At 70.3% G+C, this 19,802-nt stretch carries 22 protein-coding genes; 12 read left to right on the top strand and 10 right to left on the bottom strand.

What is annotated here, in order from left to right:
* Positions 1-294: 294 nt before the first annotated feature.
* Positions 295-1,167 carry an IS66 family transposase gene (locus tag ACFHWU_RS21995; protein WP_416591449.1) on the bottom strand — a complete coding sequence of 291 codons (873 nt, stop codon included), beginning with the start codon at positions 1,165-1,167 and terminating at the stop codon, positions 295-297.
* A gap of 403 nt (positions 1,168-1,570) precedes the next feature.
* Here ACFHWU_RS21995 and ACFHWU_RS21990 point away from each other — a divergent pair, with 403 nt between their 5' ends.
* Positions 1,571-1,693 carry a hypothetical protein gene (locus ACFHWU_RS21990; RefSeq protein ID WP_416591448.1) on the top strand — a complete coding sequence of 41 codons (123 nt, stop codon included), beginning with the start codon at positions 1,571-1,573 and terminating at the stop codon, positions 1,691-1,693.
* 100 nt (positions 1,694-1,793) lie between these two features.
* Here the strand turns inward: ACFHWU_RS21990 and ACFHWU_RS21985 are convergent, their stop codons facing one another.
* A complete protein-coding gene (locus ACFHWU_RS21985) occupies positions 1,794-2,177 on the bottom strand; it encodes a MerR family transcriptional regulator (RefSeq protein ID WP_416552371.1) in 384 nt (127 codons plus the stop codon).
* A gap of 60 nt (positions 2,178-2,237) precedes the next feature.
* Here ACFHWU_RS21985 and ACFHWU_RS21980 point away from each other — a divergent pair, with 60 nt between their 5' ends.
* A complete protein-coding gene (locus tag ACFHWU_RS21980; protein ID WP_416591447.1) occupies positions 2,238-2,924 on the top strand; it encodes an SDR family oxidoreductase in 687 nt (228 codons plus the stop codon).
* A 114-nt stretch (positions 2,925-3,038) separates the two neighbouring features.
* Here ACFHWU_RS21980 and ACFHWU_RS21975 read toward each other — a convergent pair whose 3' ends face one another.
* Positions 3,039-3,251 carry a hypothetical protein gene (locus ACFHWU_RS21975; protein ID WP_416591446.1) on the bottom strand — a complete coding sequence of 71 codons (213 nt, stop codon included), beginning with the start codon at positions 3,249-3,251 and terminating at the stop codon, positions 3,039-3,041.
* Positions 3,252-3,758: 507 nt separating this feature from the next.
* Here ACFHWU_RS21975 and ACFHWU_RS21970 point away from each other — a divergent pair.
* Both ACFHWU_RS21970 and ACFHWU_RS21965 read left to right on the top strand, forming a co-directional pair.
* Positions 3,759-5,123, top strand: coding sequence for an Nramp family divalent metal transporter (locus tag ACFHWU_RS21970; protein WP_416591445.1), 1,365 nt, complete (start codon positions 3,759-3,761; stop codon positions 5,121-5,123).
* A 107-nt stretch (positions 5,124-5,230) separates the two neighbouring features.
* Complete coding sequence (locus tag ACFHWU_RS21965; RefSeq protein ID WP_416591444.1) at positions 5,231-6,148, top strand: DUF6745 domain-containing protein; 918 nt, start codon at positions 5,231-5,233, stop codon at positions 6,146-6,148.
* Between the two features lie 111 nt (positions 6,149-6,259).
* Here ACFHWU_RS21965 and ACFHWU_RS21960 read toward each other — a convergent pair whose 3' ends face one another.
* Positions 6,260-6,676 carry a PRC-barrel domain-containing protein gene (locus ACFHWU_RS21960; protein WP_416552278.1) on the bottom strand — a complete coding sequence of 139 codons (417 nt, stop codon included), beginning with the start codon at positions 6,674-6,676 and terminating at the stop codon, positions 6,260-6,262.
* Positions 6,677-6,758: 82 nt separating this feature from the next.
* Positions 6,759-7,379 (bottom strand): hypothetical protein, encoded by a 621-nt coding sequence (locus ACFHWU_RS21955; protein ID WP_416591443.1) that lies wholly within the window; start codon positions 7,377-7,379, stop codon positions 6,759-6,761.
* Positions 7,380-7,807: 428 nt separating this feature from the next.
* On the opposite strand from ACFHWU_RS21955, the gene ACFHWU_RS21950 reads away from it, so the two are divergent.
* The 7 genes from ACFHWU_RS21950 (at position 7,808) to ACFHWU_RS21920 (ending at position 13,323) form a co-directional block, all read left to right on the top strand.
* Positions 7,808-8,188: a hypothetical protein gene (locus ACFHWU_RS21950; protein ID WP_416591441.1), complete on the top strand. Its 381-nt coding sequence runs from the start codon at positions 7,808-7,810 to the stop codon at positions 8,186-8,188.
* A gap of 156 nt (positions 8,189-8,344) precedes the next feature.
* On the top strand, positions 8,345-8,662 hold the full coding sequence (locus tag ACFHWU_RS21945) for a hypothetical protein (RefSeq protein WP_416591440.1): 318 nt from the start codon (positions 8,345-8,347) through the stop codon (positions 8,660-8,662).
* Complete coding sequence (locus tag ACFHWU_RS21940; RefSeq protein ID WP_416552282.1) at positions 8,643-9,272, top strand: GOLPH3/VPS74 family protein; 630 nt, start codon at positions 8,643-8,645, stop codon at positions 9,270-9,272. Before ACFHWU_RS21945 ends, ACFHWU_RS21940 begins: the two co-directional genes overlap by 20 nt.
* Positions 9,273-9,381: 109 nt before the next feature.
* The gene (locus ACFHWU_RS21935) at positions 9,382-10,035 is read left to right on the top strand and encodes a GNAT family N-acetyltransferase (protein ID WP_416591439.1); all 654 of its coding nucleotides are present in this window, start codon (positions 9,382-9,384) and stop codon (positions 10,033-10,035) included.
* Between the two features lie 135 nt (positions 10,036-10,170).
* Positions 10,171-10,896, top strand: a complete 726-nt coding sequence (locus tag ACFHWU_RS21930) for a YcnI family protein (RefSeq protein WP_416591438.1) — start codon at positions 10,171-10,173, stop codon at positions 10,894-10,896.
* Positions 10,897-10,898: 2 nt separating this feature from the next.
* Complete coding sequence (locus tag ACFHWU_RS21925) at positions 10,899-12,614, top strand: copper resistance protein CopC (RefSeq protein ID WP_416591436.1); 1,716 nt, start codon at positions 10,899-10,901, stop codon at positions 12,612-12,614.
* Positions 12,615-12,630: 16 nt separating this feature from the next.
* Positions 12,631-13,323 (top strand): DUF1775 domain-containing protein, encoded by a 693-nt coding sequence (locus tag ACFHWU_RS21920; protein WP_416552286.1) that lies wholly within the window; start codon positions 12,631-12,633, stop codon positions 13,321-13,323.
* 10 nt (positions 13,324-13,333) lie between these two features.
* Here ACFHWU_RS21920 and ACFHWU_RS21915 read toward each other — a convergent pair whose 3' ends face one another.
* From ACFHWU_RS21915 to ACFHWU_RS21905, 3 genes are all read right to left on the bottom strand, one after another.
* Complete coding sequence (locus tag ACFHWU_RS21915) at positions 13,334-13,501, bottom strand: hypothetical protein (RefSeq protein WP_416552287.1); 168 nt, start codon at positions 13,499-13,501, stop codon at positions 13,334-13,336.
* A 180-nt stretch (positions 13,502-13,681) separates the two neighbouring features.
* Positions 13,682-14,878 carry a helix-turn-helix domain-containing protein gene (locus ACFHWU_RS21910; protein ID WP_416552288.1) on the bottom strand — a complete coding sequence of 399 codons (1,197 nt, stop codon included), beginning with the start codon at positions 14,876-14,878 and terminating at the stop codon, positions 13,682-13,684.
* A 151-nt stretch (positions 14,879-15,029) separates the two neighbouring features.
* Positions 15,030-16,283 carry an ABC transporter substrate-binding protein gene (locus ACFHWU_RS21905; protein WP_416552289.1) on the bottom strand — a complete coding sequence of 418 codons (1,254 nt, stop codon included), beginning with the start codon at positions 16,281-16,283 and terminating at the stop codon, positions 15,030-15,032.
* Positions 16,284-16,676: 393 nt separating this feature from the next.
* Here ACFHWU_RS21905 and ACFHWU_RS21900 point away from each other — a divergent pair, with 393 nt between their 5' ends.
* The gene (locus ACFHWU_RS21900) at positions 16,677-17,507 is read left to right on the top strand and encodes a phosphoribosylaminoimidazolesuccinocarboxamide synthase (protein ID WP_416552290.1); all 831 of its coding nucleotides are present in this window, start codon (positions 16,677-16,679) and stop codon (positions 17,505-17,507) included.
* A gap of 30 nt (positions 17,508-17,537) precedes the next feature.
* Here the strand turns inward: ACFHWU_RS21900 and ACFHWU_RS21895 are convergent, their stop codons facing one another.
* Complete coding sequence (locus tag ACFHWU_RS21895) at positions 17,538-19,106, bottom strand: MFS transporter (protein WP_416591434.1); 1,569 nt, start codon at positions 19,104-19,106, stop codon at positions 17,538-17,540.
* A gap of 94 nt (positions 19,107-19,200) precedes the next feature.
* Positions 19,201-19,791, bottom strand: coding sequence for a helix-turn-helix domain-containing protein (locus tag ACFHWU_RS21890; protein WP_416591433.1), 591 nt, complete (start codon positions 19,789-19,791; stop codon positions 19,201-19,203).
* Positions 19,792-19,802: the final 11 nt, after the last annotated feature.

Here is a 19,802-nt window from a genome sequence, read left to right as displayed (position 1 = left end):
ATCTTTCGCATTTACGGATTACGTTGAGAAGCCCGGTAATAGTTTCGGGAAGTCCTCCTGGATGACGGTGGTCTACATCGACTGCTGTCTTCCCTGGATGTCATGGATCCGATTGATCGTCAACGCGAGCCAGATCCGTCGGTGGCATCGGCCACACCGTCGCTGAGTTGGAGCCGTCCAGCTGACATGAACGCACTTCACGCGCTACGGAGTCGCCATGCCTCGCCCGGAGCGTCCGATCGATCCCTCTGCCGGCCCCATCCAGGAGTTCGCTGCATAGCTGCGTCAGCTCCGTCAGGCGGCAGGCACTCCCAAATATCTGCAGATGGCTCGAACAAGTGGCCGGGAGCCGGTCGGCGCCAACGGTGGGGCACCCGACTCCGTTACTGCTTCCTTGACGTCGGCGATCTGCACGGGCCAGTGCTCGCCGGGGTAGACCTCCCCGGCTCCGGCGAGATCCCGCAGCAGATGGGCACAGCACAGTTGGTGCAGCAGGTGAGCGAACGGCCCGGCGTCGTAGTTCTGGTAGCGGTCGTGCACGATCACCGAACCGGCGGCCATGTCGGCGATGACCATCGCCTTGAACATATCCAGGTCCCGGCCACCGACCAGATAGTGGGTGACCCACCTCGTGCAGGCGACCAGCAGGTACCGCACCGCCTTCTTCCGACCCGCCGGCGCGGCGGCGGGCCCGACACGCAGCGGGGTCTCGTCGGCGCACACCACATAGGCGGCGGTCAGCAACGCCCGGATCCGCTTGTCCGCCTCGTCCAGCAGGACGGAGGCACGGGTCAGCATGCCGTGCACGAACCCGACCGACGGCGCGGTCCCGGTCAACGACTCCACCAGTTGCCGGCAGCGCCACGCCGGCACGTGATGCACCATCATCAGGTAGACACACCACGCCTGCGGGTTCGGGCCGTACCCGACCGGCCCGGACCTGGACCCCTCGGGCCGGGTCGCGGTGTGCACGATGCCGCACCGGCAGGCCACCGCGTGCTGGTCGTACTGGGTGACCCTCACCGCCACCAGGGGTATCTCGTGCTGCTGGTAACGGTCGACCACACCCAGATCCCGGCCGGCGGTCAGATCCGCGCCACACCCACACGAGCCCTCCGGAAACAGATCACGACGCTCGTCGGGCACCTCACGCCAGGTCAGGTTCACCCCGGGCGCACCCGGCTGCTTGCCCCGCGACCGCTTCGACCCACCACCGGACCGGGGCCGGGGCGGCGTGCGACCCGCGTCATCGTCGCGCGACGGCGGCAACGACGAGTTCGACGGTTCCGCGACAGTAGATGCTCCAACCGGGCCAGCCGGTCGGTCAACTCGGCGATCCGCGCGTCCTGCTCAGCGATCCGTTCAGCCTGCGCACGGGCCAGCACGATCAGCTCTTCACGAGACAGATCCTCCACCGCCGACACGCCAAGATCAAACCACATGGGACAGGCCGGGACCGAACCAGCCAGAGCCCGTCACTCAACCCGCTGTCGCCATCACCTGCCGAACATGGCCTGAATGTTTACACCCTGATCTCATGAGTGACGGAATTGACCGGAACCCTGGAGGAGTGACATCTGACCTCTGGTACGAGATCGTCCTGCACGACGGCCGTACCGGCTTCCTGTCGGAGGTGTACATCGCCCCCGAGTACCGCGGTGGGATGAATCTGCCGGAGTGCCCGCACCAATGACAGACCCGCCGCAGCCGCCCGAGCCGTGGCCGCCTCCAGCGCTAATCGCCATGCTGGTGGCCGCATGATCGCCTGGCCGTTACTACCTAGATCTGCCCGATCAGCCGGCTCCGGCCGGGGCGGACTCGTACGCGCAGCCGCTGGCCGGGTGCGCGGCCAGCGCGATCACCTCGTCCAGGCGGGAGCGGGCCGCCGTCAACTCAGCGATCCGCGCGTCGATCCGGTCGCGCTCGGCGGTCAGCAGGGCGCGTGACTCGGACGTGTTGACCTTGGCGTCCACACAGGGCATCAGGTCGGCGATGGTCCGGCTGGACAGGTTCGCCGCGTACAGCCGCTGGATCAGCCGGACCCGCTCGACGGCCGAGTCCGGGTAGCGGCGCTGACCGGCCGGGCTGCGCTGCGCGACCAGCAGACCCTGCTCCTCGTAGTAGCGCAGCGCCCGGGTGCTCACCCCGGCGCGGCCAGCCAGCTCACCGATCCGCACAGTGACCCCCATCACAGGCATTTGCCTTTGACGTCAACGTCAAGCTCTAGGGTAGCCAGCATGCATATTTCCGGAGCAACCGCCCTGGTCACCGGGGCCAATCGTGGTATCGGCCGGCACTTCGCCGCCCAGCTGGTCGAGCGCGGTGCCGCCACGGTCTACGCCACCGCCCGCCGCCCCGAGTCCGTCGACCTGCCCGGCGTACGGGTCCTGCGGCTGGACGTCACCGACCCGGACTCGGTCGCCGCCGCTGCGGCGGCTACCGGTGACGTCACCCTGCTGGTCAACAACGCCGGGGTCACCACCGGCGCCGATCTGGTCGGCGGTGACCTCGATCTGATCCGCCGGGAGATGGACACCCACTTCTGGGGAACGTTGCACATGATCCGAGCCTTCGCGCCACAGCTGGCCGGCGGCGCGATCCTCAACGTTCTGTCGGCGCTGTCCTGGAGCGCCTATCCGGGTGCCGGCGGCTACGCGGCGGCGAAGGCCGCCGAGTGGAACCTCACCAACGCCGTACGGCTGGAGCTGGCCGCACAGCACACCCAGGTCACCGGCCTGCTGATGGGCGCCGTCGACACCGACATGATGGCCTCCTACGACGTACCGAAAAGCGACCCGGCGGTGATCGTCAAGGCCGCCCTGGACGGTCTCGAAGCGGGTGAGTGGGAGGTGCTCGCCGACGAGACGGCCCGTGCGGTCAAGGCATCCTTCGCCGCAGACCGCTCCGGCGGTCAGAAAACCTGACCAGAGCGTACGGCGAATGGACGCCGATGCTGCGGATGCTCCGCGGATCGGTCTGATGGCGCAGGCGCATGTCGATGCATCTGCGCCATCAGGACGGCGGAGTCGCTTGCCCTGTCAGAGGGGCACGGTCGGGGTGACGGTCGACGGTGTGAAGGTGTGCGGGCGGCCGCAGTAGTCCGGGATCGGGGTGATGTCGAGCAGTGACACCCGGCAGACCTGGATGACGACGCGGTCGATCCCTCGGACGGCGGCGTTCGCACCGAGGACGAACTCGATCTCGGTGCGAACCCGTTGTTCACCCGGCGGGCGGTCTCGTTGACGACCCACTCGCCGGCGTACGCGGTATAGCTGGCGATGGTGTAGCGGCTGTCGTCGCGGCAGACGGCTCCCGGGTCGTTCGGGAACGGACGGTCGGCGAGCACCCCGGTCACCCGTACCGCGCTGGTCGGCGGGGCGGAGCGCCACTCCAGGTGACCCTGGGTGTAGCCGTAGGTGCAGTTGTCCCCGGACGGGACGGAGAACCGCTGCAGGATCGACGGGCTGGCGGTGGCTCCGCTGGCCGCGAGGGCAGCGGCGGCGATCGCGGCGGCGAGGACGGTCGCCGCACGCAGGACTGCGCGCTTCATCTGCTTCCTTTCTGCTGTCTCGGATGCTTCGTGGACGGTCATTGGCACCTGGTGCGGGTGCGGCGACGAATACATCGAAGATCACCAATGTAACGCTGTGAAGTCAGCTGTTGGCCGGTGGGTGTTGTGCGTGAAGGAGTCGCCTGCTGGGTACCGGCTCGGGCAGTGGCATCGACCCGACGAGTCCACCCCCCGAAGGAGACACGGCATGAGCCAGGTCACCGAGGCCGCGCCGCAGCGGTCGACCGGCGTACCCGAAGCACCGACCGGCTGGCGCCGCTTCCGCTACATCGGCCCCGGCGTGCTGTGGGCGCTCGCCGCCCTCGCCACCGGTGAACTGCTGTTCACCCCCCGGGTCGGAGCCCAGTACGGCTACAGTCTGATGTGGGCGCTCGTCGCCGTACTCGTCCTCAAGCTCTTCGTCACCCGGGAAATCGGCCGCTACAGCGTCGTCACCGGCCGCCGGCTGCTCACCGGCCTGGCCGACCTGCCGGGGCCGCGTCGCTGGGCCATCTGGGTGATCCTGGTGCCGCAGCTGGTCGTCGGGATCGCCGCGATCGCCGGTATCGCCAGCGCCGCCGGCAGCGCACTCGCGCTCGCCGTACCCGGTCCGATCCAGGTCTGGACCGGCGCGGTCATCGCCGCCGCCGCCGGGCTGGTGCTGGTCGGTCACTACACCGGCGTCGAATGGGTGTCCCGGGTCCTCGGCATCGCGCTCGCCCTCGGCGCCGTCGTCGCCGCGATCCAGGTCGGGCCGGACCTGACCGAGGCCGCCGCCGGGTTCGTCCCGGTGCCGCCGGACGACCTGCAGGTCGCCGAGATCCTGCCCTGGCTCGGCTTCCTGTCCAACGGCGCGGCCGGACTCATGTGGTACTCCTACTGGATCACCGCCAAGGGCATCGGCCACGCCGGGGTGCCGGCGGCCGACCGCCGCGACCCACGGGACCTCGACAGCCACCAGATCGACCGGGTACGCGGCTGGCTGCGGACGATGACCCTCGACTCGACGTTCGCGGTGGTAGGCGTCGCGCTGATCACCGTCGCGTTCCTGGTCCTCGGCGCCGAGCTGCTGCGGCCGGAAGGCATTGTGCCCGCCGAAGCCGACGTCGCCCGCGACCTGACCCGCCTGTTCAGCGAGGTGTTCGGCAGCGTCGGCTTCTGGCTGATGGTCGTCGGACTGGTCTCGGCGTTCTGGACCGCCACCCTCACCAACATCGACGGGTGGCAGCGGCTCTACACCGACGGCGTACGGCGTGTGCTGCCGGAACGGCTCGCCGAGCACAGCCTCGCCCGCCCGACGGTGATCAGCCGGACCGCCATCGTGGTGTGGCTGGCGACCCTGCCGTACGCCGTGTTTCTGATCTTCGGCAATCCGGTCGCCCTGCTGACCCTCGCCGGGTCGATCGAGGCCGTGCACATCCCGCTGGTCGCCGGACTCGTGCTGTGGCTCAACCGGCGGACCATGCCACGCGCGTTGCGCGCCGGGTGGGCCGCGACCGCACTGGTGGTCGCCGCCGTGGTCTTCTTCACCTGGTTCGCGCTCTACTACCTGTGGCAGCAGTTCGCCGGCTGACCGGAAGCGGCCGGCCGAAGGGCAGGCCGGTTGCGGTCGGTGGCTGGATCCGCCACCATGGTGGACATGATCACTTCCTACCGGAAGGGCGGAACCGCCCTCGCGCGGTGACCGCGCCCACGCGGCGTGACGCCGCCCGCTCCACCTCCCCAGCACCATCTTCCGATCGGGCCGTCGCCTACTGGCGGCTAACCGAACCCGTCCGGCGCGAATGGCTCGACCACGGGCTCGACACCGCGCCCGCCGACCGGGCCACCACAGAGGACATCCTGTCCCGCATCTATGCCCGGCACTGCCGCAGCCGACCCCGGTTCCGTTGGGTCGACTCACCCCGTCAGGCACTGCCGCTGCTGACCGGTCTGCCCGCCCACGACCTGCTCCAGCAGTGGATCAGAGCTCGACAGCCGGCCGGGAAACCCCCACTGGCCAGCGACATCGCCGCCGGGCTGTCCCGGCTGCGCAGCGCCCTGGACGCGGGTGCCGACCATCCCGACCTGACCCCAGCACAGGCCGGCCGGAAGAAGGCCGCCGGCAAGAAGGCCGCCGGCAAGAAACCGGACGGTGCCGGACCGAAATGGCCGGTGCTGCCACCGACCGAGGCGCTCGCGGCCGGTGTACCGCTGCGGGTCGTCCTACAGCAAGGGGTCCGCGACGCGCTGCGGACCAGCCTGGTCGACGGCTTCTCCCTACCGGTCCGCGCGGCACTCGCGGCCGTCGGGCGACAGCCGGTGCCGACCGCCTGGTACGGCCAGCAGGACGCGCACTGGGTGGCGTACTACGACGTGCTGCGCCGGCTCGGGCTGGCCCGGTACCGGCGGGCCGACGAGACTCAGCTCGACGAGTGGGCGGCGCTGGCCCGCTCCGCCGGCTGGTGGTGGCCGGGGGAGCGGACCTGCGTACTGGTCGAACGCCCGGCGGTGATCCGGACCGGGCTGGTGCCGGGCAGCTGCCACGGGCAGCGCCGACCCGCGCGGGACGGCGACGGTCTGATCGGGTACCGGGACGGCTGGCGACCAATCGGTTAGCAGTCGTGGCCGGTCAGCGGCTCGCAACCAACCATGTCGGGGCTTGCGGTACCGGGTGGTGGCGACCCGGCGCTGAAGCGCCTACCTCGCCCCGACCTGGTCCGGTGCCGGCTAACGGTAGAACGGGTAGCCCGGGTACACGTACCCGACGCCCCAAAATGGAGGGTATCCGTAGTAGCCGTACAGCTCCTCGTAGTACTTGTCCTGTGACACGAGCTCCGGATCGTAGTGCGGGGCGCCGGCCACCCGCTCACTCGACTCGTTGATGTGCACCACGTCGTCGGTGATCCGGACGATCGCGTCGACCGGGACGAACGACGGGGTGGCCCCGAAACCGAGGATGCCGCCATGCTCGACCCGCAGCAGCCGGACCTTGTGCTCGGACTCGTCGATCAGCAGGTCGTCGACCTTGCCGATGCCCTTGCCAACCGCGTCGCACACCTTCCGGCCACGAATGTCCTCGGCCGGATCGGCCACCATCTCGTGGGCGTCGCTCATCCTGACCAGCTTCGACAACCCCTCGGTCATGATGCCCCCTTCGCTCGCCGGTCGCCTCACCCTTTCCGGGTTACCACTTCGACCGGCCGGCAAACCCGCTCGACGGCGGTGGTCACAGCACCAGGGGGCTCGGATCGGCGTCCATGGTGTGTAGGAGATGGGCGGCCTCGTGTGCGCCGGGGCAGGAAGCGGCGGAGAACGCCCGGGCCAGCGCGATCATCTCGGCGGCGGGTAGCAGGGTGCCCTCCCGGTTGCGCAGCGGCAGCCGGACGGTGCCGTCCGGGCCGCTGACGGTGAGCACCGGAGTGCCGGGGGCGCCGCCGGTTTTCGATTTCCTGCCGCTGTTCGGGCCCGTGCCGCTGTCCAGGCCCGCATCGGTGGTCGCGGGGGAGCCGGGCGAGATCGTCACGGTCTCGGCCGTACGCAGGTCGACGGTGCGGGTCGCGAGTCCGCGTACGGTGAGCTGGGTGCCGGACAGCGACGCCCCGGTCCGGGCGACCCGGGCGATCGGCAGGCCGATACCGGCCGACGCAGCGAGGGCGAGCCCGGTGCCGAGCAGCATCGGCAGGGTCGGCTCGTCTCCGCCGCCCGAGACCACCAGTCCGAGCAGGCTGCCGAGGCAGCACCCGGCGGTGACCAGCCCGACGCCCAGTACCGACAACACCGCGAGCCGGGTCGGCCGGCTGGTTGGGTATCCGATGGACAGTTCAAGTCTGCCGTGCCCGTGATCCATGGCGGAGATCGTGCCACTGTCGATCAAGGCCGGCGACGGCGGTGCTGGCACCCGGTCGCGACGGCGGTGGCGGTGGCGGTGGCCGACGGAACGGTGATGGGGAGGGATCCCGCCGGCCACCGGGATCACCCGCGCGAGGCGTGGGCGTACCAGCGTATCTGACATCCGCCAGTGCGGGATCGGCCGGTGCGTGCACCGTCCTCGTTGGTCGGTGTCGTGGAGCTAGCCGATCGGGGGCGCCGTCACCGGAATCCGGACGATATCCGGAGCATCTACGAAGGCGAACCCGCAGCTGTCTCGGGTTTTCAAACTTGCAGTGCGGTTTCACTGGCGCGTTGAGCATTGCACCGCTGTGGGTGCCCTGGCAGACTCGATCTGCGTCCGCCGATGGCGGTCAATCGATGGTGTCCCAGGGTGAGGAGTCCGCGATGGCGAGAAGCCGTGGCACGCACTGGGAGATTGCCGACGGCGTCGAGCTGAATAATGCTCGGGTCGCTGCTCCCAAAACGTCGTCGGGTGGCTATCCGTCACCCCTGGCCGGCCTGCTCTTCTGTGCAACTTGCGAACGGCAAATGATTCCGATGGCCAGGCTCAACGGCTGGGTGTACGGCGCTCCGTGCGGCTGCCGGCTGAGCCCAGTGGACGCGCTCACCGTCGAACGTCTCGTGTTCAACGCCGTGGCGGCTTATCATCCGGATCTGTTGGCCGGCACGGCCGTCGGGGATCTTTCCTCGGCGCTCCGGGAGGTGCTGTCCGAGGTCCGGATCGGTGGTGCCGCCGACGAGTTGGAATTCATCTGGTCCACGTGACCAATGTCCGCCAAGTGCTCTCCCCGACCTGGATCTTCACGTTAGGAAAAACGTTGTCTGGATCGCCTGCGGTGCTCCGGATGGCGACGCATGCCCCCAGTGGCGCGTCCGATGATTCCGGCTGGATTGATACATATGACCTACAATGCTGAGAACGTGGAAGTTCCGGAGTTGCCGCCGGGTACGGTGCTCCGCTTCGCCGTCTCCGAATGGCGGTACGGGCGAGGTCCCGTGCCCGGCGAGCCCTTCGATCTGCTGATCACCTGCGTGCGGATCAGCTCGGCCCGCAGCTACGGCGGGCAGTGGGTGTGGGCCGACGGCCACCACGTCGACTGTCGACCCGACCATCCACCTTGCCAACAGGCGCTGGTCAGCGTCGCCGCGGTGCGGCGGGCCGCCGTCGGTGGACGGGCCAGCGTCCAGCCGCCGCCCCCCGAGCAGGTGGTGGTAGACGGTGCCGCTGCTCGCCGATGAGTTTTTTCTGCTCGCCCATCACGACGTCACCGGGCGCGCCCGGCTGCACCCCCGGGCGGTCGGGCTCGGTCTGGCCAGCGCGGTCCTTGCCGAGCTGGTCACCGCGCAGGCCGTCGTCGTCGACGCCGGTCACGTCTGGGTGGTTGATCCGGCGGCGCCGGCCGACGCGCTCGGTCGTTCCGCGCTGCGGCTGCTGCTCGACGAGCCGGAGCACACCAGCGTACGGGTCTGGCTGACCGTACTGTCGGAGCGTGCCCCGGACCACGTCGCCCAGCGGCTGACCGCCGCCGGTGTTGTCCGACCCGAGCAGGTCCGCCGGCTGATGCGCACCCGGACGATCTACGTGCCGGTCGACATCAACCTCGCGGCTTGGCCGTGGGCGCGGTTGTCGCTGCGGCTGCGCCGGATGGAACCGCTCGACGAGCCTGACCTGTTCCTTGCCGGGCTGGCCGTGGCGACCGGGCTGGACACCTACCTGCTCGACGGTGCCGAACCCGAGGTGGCCCGTCACCTCGACGTCCTGCCGCGGGCGCTGCGGCCGGCGCTGTGCGACCTGTTGGGCCAGACCGGCGCGGCGGTCGGCAACGCGGTGCTGAGCGGTCGTACCTGAGCCGGCCCGCCCAGCCAGGGCCGGCTCGACCTGTCACCGCACGATCCCCTACCGGGCAAATCCCAGCTGTCTCATCCCACCCACACTTTCACCCTCTTGGAGCGTGCCGATGAACGCGACCACACCCGCGATGACCGTCCGGGCAGCCACCCACGATGACATCCCTCAGGCGGCGACGCTGCTCACCGAGGCGTTTCTGATCGCACCGGTCTCCCAATGGCTGGTGGGGGACATCGATGCCCGGGTCACCACCTTCCGGTCGCTGTTCACCATCGAACTCGAGCACGCCATCGACACCGGTGCCGACGTGTACGTGGCGGGACCGTTCACCGGGGTGGCGATCTGGTACCAGCGCGAGCAGCCGGAGTCGACCAACCACATCACCGTCCACCAGCGTCGACTGATGCTCGCCGCCGGTATCTGGCAGCACCGCGTCGCCGCCCTGCACGGCGTCCTAAGCGGACGTCAGCCGGATCGGCCGCACCGGTATCTCGCGTACCTCGGCGTCACACCCTGGCTGCAGGGCCGAGGCGTGGGCACCGCCCTGCTGACCCACCAGCACCGGCTGCTCGACGCATCGGCCACCCCGGCGTACCTGGAGGCCACCACGCCGCGCAACCGTGGCCTCTACCTTCGGCACGGGTACGTCGCCGACGAACCGGTCCAGCTGCCGGACGGCCCGCCGATCTGGCCGATGTGGCGCGCGCCGGCTCAGGGCGACCGGGTGTCCGGCAGCGACGGTGACCAGGGTCAAGACCGTTGACATTGGCCTGTGTGACCATTGGTCTTCACGAGATCATCGGATCCGCCGGGAACCAGCGGGCGTCGGCAGCCGACCAATGCGTAGAATCCGTCGAGCGGCACCCTCGGCGGCCCGATGATCGAGAGGTTACCGTCAATGCACCCCACCCTTCGTCGCGTTGCCGGTGCCGGTGCCGGCGCCGCCATCGCCGGCGCCGCCGTCCTGCTCGCCAGCTCCCCGGCGGCGGCGCATGTCACCGTCACCCCCACCGTCACCACCGCCGATTCCTACACCGTGCTGACGGTGTCGGTGCCGCACGGCTGCGACGGCTCGGCCACCACCAAGGTGGCGATCCAGATCCCCGACCTGATCAACTCGGTGACACCCACCATCAACCAGGGCTGGACGGTCGAGAAGGTGATGGCCACGCTCGACCCGCCGGTCACCGACAGCCACGGCAACGAGCTCACCGAGCGAGTCGCGGAGATCGTCTACACCGCCAAGACCCCACTGCCCGAAGGCCACCGCGACGTGTTCGAGCTGTCCCTGCGATTGCCCGACGCGGCCGGTGAGACCCTGATCTTCCCCGCCATCCAGACCTGCGAGCAGGGCGAGACCGCCTGGGCCCAGGTGCCGGCGGACGGCCAGGACAGCCACGAGTTGGACTACCCGGCACCGTCGTTCGTCATCACCGCCGACGATGCCGACGGCAATGCCGCCGGTGACGAGCCCGCCGATGACGCCGAGCCGACCGACCTCACCACCGCCGGTTCCACCACCAGCGACGGCGGCTCCGTCGTCGGTTGGATCGGCCTGATCCTCGGCCTGCTCGGCTTGACCGCCGGCGGCCTGGCGCTGCAGCGCACCCGGAAGACCACATAGGCGTGCGGTCGCCGCGCCGGGTACGGCGAGCAGCGCGGCTCGCCGTACCCGGACTGTTGTTCGGAAGCCTGGTCGGTCTGCTGCTCGCGCTCGCCGGCGCCGGTCCGGCCGCCGCGCACGCCACGCTGCTGGCCAACGATCCGGCGGACGGCGCGCTGCTCGCTGAGGCACCGCCGTCGGTCACCCTGACCTTCGACGAGCCGGTCCAGGTCCGCACCGAGGGCGTGCAGGTCCTCGACGCCGCCGGATCCATTGTCGACGCCACCGCCAGGTCGGTGGACAGCACCGTGGTCGTCGACCTGCCGACTGGCCTGGCCGACGGCACGTACGTGGTCAGCTGGCGGGTGATCTCCGCGGACAGCCACCCGGTTGCCGGCGGGTTCAGCTTCGCGATCGGCGCGCCCACCGCCGGCAGCGTCGCGATCCCGGTCACCGAGCCGGACCTCGCCCTGCGGGTGCTCCGTCCGGTCACCGAGGCGTTGCTGTATGTCGGCGTGCTCGGCGGCACCGGGCTGGCCGTGTTCGGCCTGTCGTTCCTGCCGATCCCGGCGCGTCGACGACAGTTGCCCACGGTGGTCGGGCTCGGGGTCGTCGCACTCGCCGCGGTGGCGGTGATGCCGCCGGTCACCACCGCCTGGCAGGACGCGGCCGACGTCGCCGCGTTGGCCGGCCCGGCAACCTGGCGGACCGGCTACCTGTCCGACCTCGGCCTGGCCGCCGCGCTCACCGCCGTCGGGGTGCTCGCGGTCCTGGTCGGAGCCCGGCTGGCGAGCGGCGGCGCTGGGGCGGCCCGCCGCCCGGCCGGTGTGGCGGTATTCGCCGGGGCCGGGTTGGCTCTCGGCGCGTTGGCGCTGGTCGGACACACCCGCAGCTTCGGCCCGGTCTGGCTGACCCTGGGCAGCGACCTGCTGCACCTGGTCACCGCCGCAGTGTGGCTCGGCGGCATCCTCGGTCTGGTGCACCTGTTGTCCCGCCGGTTCGACACCACGTCGGCCGTGCAGCGGGCCGGCGTCGTGGCCGCGTTCTCCCAGACCGCCGCGTTCCTGGTCGCCCTGCTGGCGGTGGCCGGAGTCCTGCTCGGCTGGCGGATCGTCGGCTCCTGGTCGGCGCTGTTCGGCACTACGTACGGCCTGGTGCTGCTCGGCAAGGTCGCGGCGGTGGGGGTGCTCGTCGGCATCGCCGGCTGGAACCGGTACCGGCTGGTGCCGCGTACCCGCCGACCTGACGCCGAGGCCGCCGCGATGCGTTCGCTGCGCCGCACCGTCCGGGCGGAGGCGGTGCTGCTGGTCGGGGTGCTCGCCGTCACCGGTGTGCTGGTCACCCGGGACCCGACGGACCGGGCCTCCGACACCACCGCCACCGGCTCGGCCGACGGCCGTACCAGCGTCCTCGAGCAGGCTGTCGTCGCGGACTCCGCGCTCGGCGACGGCCGGGTGCAGATCCGGATCACCCCGGGTGCCACCGGAATCAACGCGCTGGAGCTGGCGCTGTTCGACGCCGCCGGGCAGCCGCTGGAGCCGGTCGCGCCGCCGACGGTGACCGTGACGCTGCCCGAGGTCGGGGTCGGGCCGCTGGACCGCCGACTCGCCCAGACAGGCCCGGGACGCTACGAGGCGGTCGCCGACTTCCCGTTGCCCGGCAGCTGGGAGGTCACCGTCAACGCGCGTACCTCCCGGTTCGACAGCCCGATCGCGACCATCCCGGTGAAGATCCGATGAGCCTGGTGGAGATCCGATGAACAGGTTCCGACCACAACTGGCAGCGGCGTCGCTACCGGCGGTGGGCCGTGCCGCAGCACTGCTCGGCGCGGCACTGCTGGGGCTGCTCGGCGCGGTGCTGCCGGGGCTGGCACCGGCGGCGCTGGTGACGCTTTGGTCGGCGGCGCCGGCGGCGGCCCACACCCAGCTGGCCGGCGCGGCCCCGAACGGTGCCGGTGCCACCACATTGACCTTCACTTTCGACCACGGCTGCGACAACGCGGACACCGACGAGCTGGTGGTCGAAATGCCGGCCGGGGCGATCGCCGGTTCGACGACCGGACAGCCGCCCGGGTGGGCTGCCGAGGTCACCCCCGGCCGGGTCAGCTGGACCGGGCCGGCGATCAGCGCCGAGCAGATCGCCGCCGGGGTCGCCGAGTTCTCGGTGCTGGTCCGGTTGACCGGGACGGTCGGGCAGACCTTCTGGTTCCCGGCGGTGCAGCGGTGCGTCGACGGCGACAGCTACGAGTGGTCGGACACCGGGCCGGGTGCTGAGCGGCCCGCCCCGTCGCTGATCGCGACCAACGCGGTGCTCGCGCCGGCACCACCGGCGGCTCCGGCCGATCAGCCGGCCGGCGGTGGCGGTGCCAGTGTGGCGCAGGCGTTGACCGCCGTAGGGCTGCTGGTGGTCGGTGCCGGTCTGGTCGGCTACCGACTGACCGGACGGTGACGGCGGAGCCTCATCGTGGCCAGTGGCCCCGGTTGATCGGCACCCGGTGCAGCGTGCGGCAGGGAAGCTCGGCGCCACATCGGCAGGTCCGCCGCCACCGGCGCCACGACCACTGTGGTCGGTGTCGGCGGGCCAGTGTCGCCGCGACGGCGACGAGGTACTCGTCGTACGAGACCATGTCCCTCCCTCCACGACAGCCATTCACGACGGTGCGAGCGCAACAGGGGACCGCCGAGCGGAGCCACGGGTGCGACCCGAAAGCCGGGGTGCGACACCGGGGGCTCTCCACTGACACCCGGCACCGCACCCCGTACTCATGACGGTACGAGACCGCAAGCCGATTCTGCGTAACGAGTGGTTACGTCGAATGATCCTCTGGCGATAGTGGATCTATTCCCATCCGTACCGCGAGTTGCCGCAGCTCGTCGGAGCCGCTACGGGGCGACGAGTCCCGCACGATGTGCGCGATGATCTCCCGTACGGTGGCCCGGCTGCGGGTCTCGTGCGGGGCGATCGCCTCGGCCCGCAGGAACGCCCGTGCCGCCTCTTCGTTGCGCTTGGCGGCGTGGAACCCGCGCCCGGCGTCCATGTGCAACCTGGCCCGGCGCTGCGGGGTCCGCAGCGCGCTCTGGTCCACTTTGCGGGCGAGTTCCGGGGCGCGACCCGGCTCGCCGTTCTCCAGCACCACCCCGACCCGCCACACCGCGACGTTCGCCGAGGTGAACTCCATCCGCCAAGGATCACCTGCGGTACGCCGGGCGACGTCGGCGGCCTCGGCGACGTGGGTTTCGGCGACGTCGTGCTGACTGAGGCTGGCGGCAGACAGCGCGGCGTGCAGGTGCAGCATGCCGTACCAGGCGCGGCCTTCGTCCGTACCGGTGTGAAGTTGCATTCGTTCGGCGGCGTCGCAGGCCAACGTCCAGGATCGCTTCCGCAGCCCGGTGGCCAGGACCGCCTGGGCCAGCGCGTAGTCGGCGGCGGCGACGCAGGCCGGGTCGTCGGCGAGCTGCGCCGCCCGGACGGCGCGCTCGGCGAGCCGCATCGCCAGGTCGACGTGGCCCTGTGGTTTGAGCGCCAGCGAACCGGTGACCAGGGCCTGCACCGCGATCCGCAGGGCGACTGGGTCTTCGTCGGCGTTGGCTGTGGAGCGGATCTCGGCGATCAACCTGGGCAGCAGGATGCCGAGGGTCGGGTTGTCGCAGGCCATCCGGGCCCGCATCGCCCGGTCGGTCTCGGCGGCGAGCAGCGCCGCCGGGCGGGCGGCGGCCGGCTCGTCGTCGTCCATCGCCTTGCGGATCGCCGGTACGGCGGCGTAGAGCGCCAAGTCGTTGCGGGAGCGGGGCAGGTACGGCTGCGCAGTGAGGTCCATTGTAGAGACCCCGAGCGCGGTAGCGAGCGCGATGAGCATGGACCTCTTGGTCACCGCGCGCTTGCCGTTCTCGATCATGGAAACGTACTCGCGGCTTACCCCGATCTCGGCGGCAAGCTGTTGCTGCGTCATGCCGGCGATGTCACGCCACCGCGCGACCCGCAGGCCGATGTAATCTTCCGGCATGGGAGACCTCCCATGCCGACGGTACGGTCGAAACGGCGCGACGTCGACCAATGTAACTGCTTGTTACGCCTGTCCCGCCTATTGGTGAACCGGGTGCTCGGCCGATCGGTCCTGCCACTGTCGGATCAGCGCCGCTCTGCCCGGAGTCGTGTCAGCCGTTCGCCAACACCGCGTTGGCCTGTGCGACGAACTCCTCGGCGGCCTGCCGGGGGGTCGTCGCGCCGCTCTGTACACTCTCTGCCGCTGTGACCAGCAGCGTCCGGACCGTGGTGTGGCCGGGTGGCGGGGGCACCGGTGCCGGACCGAACAGGTCGGACATCTGCTGCTCGAACGCGACCGATGCCTGCATCTTCTCGTCGGCGAGCGTTGCCTGTACCGTCTCGCGGACCTCCAGGTTGGAGCTGAGGCCGCGCTCGGTGCCGAGGATCCGGCCGGCCTGCGGGTCGTTGACCAGAAAATCGATCAGGCCAACCACCTCCTGCTGGTGCCGGGTGCCCCGGAATCCCGCCCAATACATCGACGCCCGAGCCCACTGGCCCTGCGGGTCGCCGGGGTAGGAGACCACACCGAGGTCGGCGGTGGTGTGCTTCTGCAGCTCCGCCAGCTGGTTGGACCACATGAACGAAGTCGCCGCGTCGCCGGTGACGACGAGTTGCTGGGTGGCGTTGCCGTTGTTCGCCGCCCTGATCAGCTCGACGCTCGGGGTGGCGTCTGCGTCGCGGGCCTGTTGCCATAGCTGGAACCAGGCTTCCAAGTCGTCGACTTTGAAGCCCAGTTGCCGGCCCCGGTACAGCTCGAGTTCGTTGCTGCGTAGCCAGAGCCACAGCGCCTTGTAGTCAGCCGACGGGTCCATCGTGCCGGCCACCTCGCCGTCGGTGAGCGCGGTAATCTGGCTGGCCCAGTCGATCAGCTCCGGGTAGGTCATCCCGATCGTCGGTTCGTCGACACCGAGTTCGGCCAGCAGAGTCTTGTCGTACACCATCGCCGGGGTGTTCGCGGCGGCGGCGACCGCCACGGTCCGCCCGCCGACCTGTCCGTACTGGACCAGGCTGTTGGGGAAGCCGGAAAGGTCGAGCTCACCGCTGTCGACGTAGGGGGTGAGGTCGAGCACGACGTCACGTTCGGCGTACTCGGTCAGGTAGTTGTCGTCGATCTGGAACAGGTCCGGCGTGTTGCCTGCGGCGGCCTGGGTGGCCAGCTTGTCGTAGTAGCCGCTGTAGCCCTGCCAGGTGACCCTGAAGGTGATCCCCGGATTGCGGGCGGCGTAGACGTCGAGCGCCTGCTGGGTCAGCTCGGCCCGGCGCTCCGCGCCCCACCAGAAGATGGAGAGTTCGACCGGCCCGTCCTCGGTCGGCTCGCCGGTGTCGTCGGTGGCGCAGGCGCCGAGTCCGATGGCGACCGCCAATAGGGCAGTGAGTGTTCGGGCAACAGCTCCGCGTGTCGATGCGGCGGATGATGACACGGGTTTCTCCTGATCAGGGCTGGGCTGGCCGGTCTGCGGCCCGATCATTTACACAAGCGACCCGGTCGGGTGTCAACGGGCCGTCCGGCTGTTCGTGACGCCTCCTTCATCGATGATTGACGGCGTGCGGGCTGACCGCGTAGCGTTCGTCTCACTGGAAAGCGTTTTCCTGAGACCTTTCAGGGCCAGTACGCGTCGCTTCGTCGGCCCGGGAAACGCCGACGAACCGGCGGCCGGCCAGGATCGAGCCCCCAACCTGGCCAGCCCGTCCGCCCACCAGCCCAGGGCGGACGGGCACCCGTCTTCGCCGGCCGCCGTCGTGATGTACTTGCCGGCGTGGAGTTGCTGCACTCGGGCAAGGTCAGGGACGTGTACGCCGACGGCGACGACCTGATCCTGGTCGCCTCCGACCGGATCAGCGTCTACGACGTGGTGCTGCCCACGCCGATCCCGGACAAGGGCAAACTGCTCACCGCGCTGTCGCTGTGGTGGTTCGAGCAGCTCGCCGACCTGGTGCCGCACCACGTCGTCTCCGCCACCGACGTGCCAGCCGAGTTCGCCGGCCGGGCCATCCGCTGCCGCCGCCTCGACATGGTTCCAGTGGAGTGCATCGCCCGCGGCTACCTCACCGGCCTGGGCTTGAAGGAGTACGAGAAGTCGGGCTCGGTCTCCGGCGTCGCACTGCCCGCCGGTCTGGTCGAAGCATCCAAGCTGCCCGAGCCGATCTTCACCCCGACCACCAAGGCGGCCGTCGGGGAGCACGACGAGTTCATCACGTACGCCGATGTCGTCGCGCAGGTCGGCGCGGAGCCCGCCGAGCGGCTGCGGCAGATTACCCTCGACGTCTACCGGCGCGGCGCGGCGCTCGCCGAGGAACGTGGCCTGATCGTCGCCGACACCAAGATCGAGCTCGGTTGGGCACCCGACGGCACCCTGGTCCTCGCTGACGAGGTGCTGACCAGCGACTCGTCCCGGTTCTGGCCGGCCGACGCGTACCAGCCGGGCCGCCCCCAGTTCTCCTTCGACAAGCAGTACGTGCGGGACTGGGCCGCGAGCACCGGCTGGGACAAGCGCCCGCCGGCCCCCGAGGTGCCGGCCGAGATCGTCGAGGTGACCCGGAGCCGCTACGTCGAGGTCTACGAACGGATCACCGGCCGCACCTGGTGAGCCCGCTCACCAGGTGCGGCCATGCCTCGACTACCTGCCCTGCTCCGGCGGCCGGGGTGGCTGATCGGCTTGCGGCCGACGCTGCGGACCCCGGGCGAGCACGTAGCCGAACAGGAGCGCCAGCACCGCGACGCCCACCCACATCGCCTGCTGCCAGCCGTCGACGAACGACTGCTGAGCGGCCCGGACCAGCTCGTCCGCGTACGGGCCGGCGGCGTCGGCGGCGGCCAGGGCAGTGGCGATGCCCTCCCGGGCCGCGTCCGGCGCATCGACGGCCAGCTCGTCGAGCCGGGTGTCGACGGCGGTGCGGTAGCCGGCGGACACGATCGCCCCGAGCAGCGCGACGCCGAGCGCGGCACCGAACTCTCGCGTGACGTCGTTGAGCGCGGACGCGGTGCCCTGGCGGGCGCGGGGCAGGGCGCTGGTGATCGCCTCGGTGGAGGGGGTCATCGACAGGCCCATGCCGAGCCCCATGGCGAGCATGCCGGGCAGCACCGACAGGTAGCCGCCGTCGACGGAGACGAAGCTGGCCATCAGGGCCAGGCCCGCGCCGCCGAGGAAGATCCCGGCCGCCATGGTCGCGCGGGCACCGACCAGCGCGGCCACTCGTGGGGCGAGGCCCGAGGCGATCATCATCAGCAGGGCCATCGGCATCATCGCCAGCGTGGAACGCAGCCCGGACCAGCCGAGCACCGCCTGGAAGTACGGGAAGAGCACGACGAAGATGCCAGCCTGCACGCCGAACACCGCGAGCAGCGCCACCGAACCGCTGGACAGGCCCCGGTCGCGGAACAACCGGACATCGAGCAGTGGCGTACGTCGGCGCAGTTCCCAGCCGACGAAGACGATGGCTCCGACGACACCGACGAGCAGACCCACCAGGGTGGCGGGCGCGGTCCAGCCGCGTTCCGGCCCCTCATGCAGGACGAAGATCAGCCCGACGGCGGCCAGCACCGACGACAGGGAACCGACGGTGTCGAACGGGTGGTCCGACTCCTCGCGGGAGTTCGGGACGTACCGGATCGTCAGGCCGGCGGCCACGACGACCAGCGCGACCGGGAGGGCGAACAGCCAGCGCCAGTCCGCCACGTCGACCAGGAAGGCCGACAGGTACATGCCGAGCAGACCGCCGCCGCCGGCGACGGCGGTCCAGGCGCCGATCGCCCGGGACCGTTCCTGAGCCGGGAAGGTCGAGGTGATCACGGCCAGCGTGATCGGCATGATCATCGCCGCGCCGACGCCGCTGAGCAGCCGCGCGGTGATCATGATTTCGGTCGAGGTGGCGAGGCCGGCGGCGGCGCTCGCCGCGCCGAAGATGACCAGGCCGGCAAGCAGTACGGGTTTGCGGCCCCACCGGTCGCCGACCGCGCCGAGCGGCAGCAGCAGCGCGGCCAGGGTGATCGTGTAGATGTTGATGATCCACAGGACGGTGCTCTGCGAGGCGCCGAACGCGACGGCGAACTCCTGCTGGGCGACGTTCAGCCCGGAGACGGAGGCGATCACCGCCATCAGCGCGATGCACACCGCGACGAGGACGGCGCGGCGTCGGCGCGGATCGTGGATCGTCGGGTCGGAATCCGCCGCAGTGGCGTCCGCCACGGCTGACACCTGCGGAGACAGGCTTGGAGAGGTCATGCGGGAAAGCTAGCGCCGCCTTGCGCTATCGGCACCAAGCCTTGCAGTAATAGCAAGACTAACTGGTGGGGGCGTCGTTCGACGACTGCGCGTGTGCCCGTTCGCCGTCCTGGTCGAAGATGGTGAGGATCTCCACCGGACCGTTCACCGCACCGATGGAGTGCGGGATCATCGTGGAGAACTCCGCCGCGTTCCCCGGCCCGACCGGGATCTGCCGCTCACCCAGATGCAGCAGCGCGGTGCCGCTGAGCACGAAGAACCACTCCCGCCCCGGGTGCACGCTCAGATGCCCCGGGCCGGTCCGCCGCTCCGGGGTGATCCGCATCTTCGCCACCATGCTGCCGCCGGGCTGCCCTGAGCTGCGCGACAGCACCCAGGTGGCCAGACCCGGCTCCTGATGCTGCATCGGCCGGATGATCACATCGGCGTCGTCGACCGGCTCGACCAGCTGGTCGATCGTGGTGTCCAGCGCCCTGGCCAGGGCGACAAGCTGGTCCAGGTCGATCCGGCGGTGGCCGGTCTCGATGCGGCTCACCGTGGACGGACTGAGGTGGCACCGGGCGGCGAGTGAGTCGAGGCTCCAGCCGCGCGCCTGCCGCAGACCACGGATGCGCTGCCGGACCACCTCGGAAAGATCGACCTCTGACACGCCACCATGGT

It is taken from the genome of Micromonospora sp. LOL_015 (assembly GCF_048060275.1).
In the GTDB taxonomy this organism is placed as follows: Bacteria; Actinomycetota; Actinomycetes; order Mycobacteriales; family Micromonosporaceae; genus Micromonospora_E.
Note: the sequence above shows the minus strand (reverse complement) of the source record. Positions and strands in the feature narration are given on the sequence as shown.